The sequence below is a fragment of the Arthrobacter sp. SO3 genome (assembly GCF_020532825.1).
In the GTDB taxonomy this organism is placed as follows: domain Bacteria; phylum Actinomycetota; class Actinomycetes; order Actinomycetales; family Micrococcaceae; genus Arthrobacter.
This window is the reverse complement of the sequence record NZ_MQTS01000157.1, coordinates 29,402-32,792: the sequence shown is the minus strand read 5'-3', so window position 1 is coordinate 32,792 and position 3,391 is coordinate 29,402. Positions and strand designations below refer to the sequence as shown.

Sequence of the window (3,391 nt, the reverse complement as noted above, 5' to 3'; positions counted from 1 at the left end):
GGGCTGGACGGGGGTTAACGCCGACGGCGGCCCCACCCGAAGGAGGGACCGCCGTCGTTGAACTGTACGTTCAGCGCTGGACTATTCAGCGTCGGAAGCCGGGTGGTTAGAAACCGCCCATGCCCCCCATGCCGCCCATGTCGTCGCCGCCGCCCATGGCCGGTGAGTTCTTCTCCGGCTTGTCGGCCACAACGGCCTCGGTGGTGAGGAACAGGCCGGCAATGGACGCCGCGTTCTGCAGGGCAGAGCGGGTAACCTTAACCGGGTCGTTGATGCCGGCAGCCAGCAGGTCGACGTATTCGCCGGTTGCTGCGTTCAGGCCGTGGCCTGCAGGCAGGCCGCGGACCTTGTCGACGACGACGCCCGGCTCGAGGCCGGCGTTGAAGGCGATCTGCTTCAGCGGGGCATCGATGGCAACGCGGACGATGTTCGCACCCGTTGCCTCGTCACCTTCGAGCTGCAGGTTGGCGAATGCCTTGGCACCGGCCTGGATCAGGGCAACGCCACCGCCGGCGACGATGCCCTCTTCGACAGCAGCCTTGGCGTTGCGGACAGCGTCCTCAATGCGGTGCTTGCGTTCCTTGAGCTCAACTTCGGTCGCGGCACCGGCCTTGATGACTGCAACGCCGCCGGCCAGCTTGGCCAGGCGTTCCTGCAGCTTCTCGCGGTCGTAGTCCGAATCGGAGTTTTCGATCTCGGCGCGGATCTGGGAAACGCGGCCGGCAATCTGGTCGGCGTCACCTGCACCCTCGACGATGGTGGTCTCATCCTTGGTGACAACGACCTTGCGGGCGCGGCCCAGGAGTTCAAGGCCGGCGGTCTCAAGCTTGAGGCCGACTTCCTCGGAGATGACCTGGCCACCGGTGAGGATGGCGATGTCAGCGAGCTGCGCCTTGCGGCGGTCGCCGAAGCCTGGAGCCTTGACGGCCACGGACTTGAAAGTGCCACGGATCTTGTTGACGATCAGGGTGGCCAGGGCCTCGCCCTCGATGTCTTCGGCAATGATCAGCAGCGGCTTGGACGACTGCATGACCTTCTCGAGGACTGCAACCAGTTCCTTGACGTTGGAGATCTTGGAGTTGACGATCAGGATGTACGGATCCTCAAGGACCGTTTCCTGACGCTCGGCGTCGGTGACGAAGTAAGCGGAGATGTAGCCCTTATCGAAGCGCATGCCTTCGGTAAGTTCCAGTTCCAGGCCGAAGGTGTTCGACTCCTCGACGGTGATGACGCCTTCCTTGCCGACCTTATCCAGGGCCTCGGCAATCAGTGCGCCAATCTCGTTGTCACCGGCAGAGATTGACGCGGTGGCGGCAATCTCTTCCTTGGTTTCGATTTCCTTGGCGGAGGCCAGGAGCTCGCGGGTGACGGCTTCGACAGCCTTCTCGATGCCGCGCTTGAGGGACAGGGGATCAGCGCCGGCCGCGACGTTGCGCAGGCCTTCCTTGACCAGGGCCTGAGCCAGCACGGTAGCGGTGGTGGTTCCGTCGCCAGCGACGTCATCCGTCTTCTTGGCAACTTCCTTGACCAGCTCGGCGCCGATCTTCTCGTAAGGATCGTCCAGCTCGATCTCCTTGGCGATGGAAACACCATCGTTGGTGATCGTGGGGGCGCCCCACTTCTTTTCGAGGACGACGTTGCGTCCACGCGGGCCGAGGGTGACCTTGACGGCGTCGGCGAGGATGTTCAGGCCCCGCTCAAGACCGCGGCGTGCCTCTTCATCAAATGCAATGATCTTGGCCATAACGGCAGTAGTCCTTTCGGGACAGTCGTTAAGAATGAACCTTTGCTGCGGTGCCCGCGACGGACGATCCTTGCCCGGCGGCCTCTGTATGCCGCTGGGCCAGGGATCTCACCCCAACCAGGTGTTTCTTTCGCTCCCGGATCAGCTGCTGCAACTTCGCGGCCGGGCGAACCGGGCGTCGTTTTAGCAGTCAATACGCGGGAGTGCTAACTCAATAATTAGCACTCCCCCGGGGAGAGTGCAAGCAGCGGCCGTACCGGGGTGCGCCGTACCGGCCTGCTGGCGGCCCGGGGGAGGACGCAATACGCTACGGGCGATTAACTGCCGCCGCTGCTGGCTGTTTCGCTGCCGCTCATGGTTGCCCGGTTGTCCGCCCCGTAGGTGTAGACAACGTAGTTTGCGGCGCTGACGTCACCGTTGGAATCGAAGCCGATCCGCCCGGACTCACCGTCGTAGTCAGGGCGCTTGCCCGCCCGGATGGCGTCGAGGCACTCCTGGTAGCTTTTGCACACTGCGGCTTCGCCCGCGGCCCCGGCGCCGCCGGACATCTGTACCTTGCCGCCCGAGACGGCGATCAGGCCGGCCGCAATGGAGGTTCCTGCGTCGTCCTGGGCTGCGGCGGCCGCGATGGCCGCGAGGTTGACGGCGTCATACGTCTCGGCGGCGAAGGTCATGTCCTTCAGTCCCGGATCGACGGCGACCAGCTCGCCCTGGAAAGCCGCGGAGGCAAAGGTTCCGGGAAGGATCCCGCGTGCACCGTCGAGGGCACTGGAACCCAGGCCGGAACCGTATTGGCTGACCGCACCGTCGCTGAGGATGAGCTTCTTTCCGGCAAGGCCCGCGTTGTTCAGCTCGGCGATGGCGCCCTGGGCACCAGTGCGGGAGACCAGCACGACGGCGTCCGGGGCCGCTGCCTTCGCGGCAGCGGCCGCCTGCTGTGCCTGGCCCGGCGCGAAACCGGCGACGGTGACGGGTCCGAGGCCGGAGGCCTTGGCCGCGGCGGCGACCGCGTTGGACACGTCCTTGCCGTAGCTGCCCTCCTCGTACACGACGGCGAGGGTTGCCGCACCGTTGTCCTTGGCGAGCTTGACGAGGACGGAGGCCTGCGCGATATCGGCTGCCGCGGTGCGGAAGTAGTAGCCGTTGCTCTGGTAGCTGCTGAGCCCGCTGGCGGTGTTTGCGGGGGAAATCATGGCGATCCTGGCGTTGGCAAGGACATCAATGGCGGCGGGTGCCCGGCTGGAGTCCGTCGGGCCGATGACGACGTCGGCCTTGGCCGCCGCGAGTGCCTTGGCCTGCGCTGCCGCGTCTGTGCTGATGGTCTCGGGGAGCAACTCCACCGGCTTGCCCTTGTGGCCGCCCGCGGCGTTGATTTCCTTGACGGCGAGCTTCGCTGCGGCGAGCTGGGGGGCATTGAGGAAGTTCTGCGGGCCGGTGTTGTCGAGGATCAGTCCGATCCTCAGGGTGCCGTCGCCGCTGGCGTCGGCCGTCTCCACGCGGGCGCCGCCTGTTGGTCCCAGGCACGCAGTCATGCTCAGCGCCGCTAACGCCGCTACCGCCGCGGCGCGGCCCAGCCGCAGCGCACCGGTCCGGCGTGGGGCGGTGCTGGCGGCGGCCTGCCGGACGCAGTCCTTTCCGGCTGCATCG

General features: G+C 66.0%; 2 protein-coding genes. Both read right to left on the bottom strand.

Annotation, left to right across the window (positions count from 1 at the left end; translation table 11 throughout):
* Positions 1-106 precede the first annotated feature (106 nt).
* Positions 107-1,744 (bottom strand): chaperonin GroEL, encoded by a 1,638-nt coding sequence (groL, locus tag BJQ90_RS14685; protein ID WP_160667642.1) that lies wholly within the window; start codon positions 1,742-1,744, stop codon positions 107-109.
* Positions 1,745-2,061: 317 nt separating this feature from the next.
* Positions 2,062-3,318 (bottom strand): ABC transporter substrate-binding protein, encoded by a 1,257-nt coding sequence (locus tag BJQ90_RS14680; protein WP_413463691.1) that lies wholly within the window; start codon positions 3,316-3,318, stop codon positions 2,062-2,064.
* Positions 3,319-3,391: the final 73 nt, after the last annotated feature.

Excerpts from the sequence above, each read along its gene's own strand:
- groL (WP_160667642.1), bottom strand. The coding sequence starts at position 1,744 with ATGGCCAAGATCATTGCATTTGATGAAGAGGCACGCCGCGGTCTTGAG.